The sequence below is a fragment of the Vibrio sp. Vb1026 genome, from assembly GCF_033338745.1.
Classification (GTDB): Bacteria; Pseudomonadota; Gammaproteobacteria; order Enterobacterales; family Vibrionaceae; genus Vibrio; species Vibrio alginolyticus.
This window is the reverse complement of the sequence record NZ_JAWOTH010000149.1, coordinates 1-1168: the sequence shown is the minus strand read 5'-3', so window position 1 is coordinate 1168 and position 1168 is coordinate 1. Positions and strand designations below refer to the sequence as shown.

Genomic DNA, 1168 nt, shown 5'->3' with positions numbered 1-1168 from the left:
CTTGCCCGTCTGGCAAGTAGTTGTCGACGATGACCAAATCCGGCTTAGTATGCGTAACTAGCTGCTGGGCAATGTGAATACTGCCGGCAATACCGACGACTTGATATTGTTCCACTTGCTCAATGAAATGGTGATGAAGCTCTGCAATGTTGGGATCATCTTCCACTATGACTACTTTTATCATCCTAACTCCTTGGGGAAATAGATCGTAAACGCGGTTTCTTGCTCGTCACTGTCCAACTCCATATGCCCATTGCCTTGCTCAACGATGGAACGTACAAGGTACATGCCTACTCCATGATCGGCTTTGTTTTGCTTAGTGGTAAAGCCCAATTCGCACAACGCATCAAATCCACTCTCGATCAGCGGGCCGTTGTTCGAAACCTGAATGGTGTACTCGCAGGCCGATTCTGAAATACCGATGTGTACATGACCGTTCTCTCGTCCTTTCACCGCTTCCAAAGCGTTTTGAGCTAAATTGCCAATCAACCCACACAATTGTTCTTCTGACAAACGGCGAGACAGCGCGCTCAAATCACTTTGGCAATCAATGCTCAGTGCCACACCCAGTTCGTTGGCTTTGCTCGCCTTTGCCAAAATCAAGGCTGACAAGGCCGGTCTGCTATTCAGCGCATGTAGCGAATCCAGTTGTGATTGACTGGCTTTCGCTTGCGACAAACAAACTGAAAGCGCTTTATCGTAAGCCCCCATTTGTAAGAGGCCCGAGATAGTCGAAAGCTTATTTTGATACTCGTGACGCGCAACGCGCATGTTCTCCATGTACTGCGTCACCTGACTGATTTTCTCCGAGAGTACGTGCATCTCATTTTGGTCACGCAAGCTAAACACTGCGCCATAAGGCTCACCTGTCGACGTACGAAGCGTAACTCGGTTCATCACCAAGTTTTTGCCATTCACGCGAATCAATCCATTAATGTAATCGTCACCTTTCAGCGAAAAACTTTCTGGGTTATCTATCCCGTCAGTAAATACGTTGCCAAGCTCTTGATGATAGTTGAGCATAGCGCGAGCGGAATCATTAATAAGATACAAATTTCCCTCGGAGTTTATCGCGACCAATCCTTCATACGTCGCTTGCAGCACGCCTTGATGCGTTTTTAATGCCTGCTTAAGCTGCCAAGGTTCTAACTCTTGCATTTGAGTTCGA

2 protein-coding genes are annotated in these 1168 nt (G+C 47.3%); both read right to left on the bottom strand.

The genetic code is table 11. The features are described 5' to 3' along the window. Positions 1-184, bottom strand: a 184-nt coding sequence (locus R7E47_RS24885) for a response regulator (protein ID WP_318085437.1), incomplete at its 3' end; no start/stop codon positions are given. Further along, positions 181-1168 (bottom strand): sensor histidine kinase (locus R7E47_RS24880; RefSeq protein ID WP_318085435.1); only part of this gene is annotated, 988 nt, incomplete at its 5' end. The genes R7E47_RS24880 and R7E47_RS24885, both read right to left, overlap by 4 nt.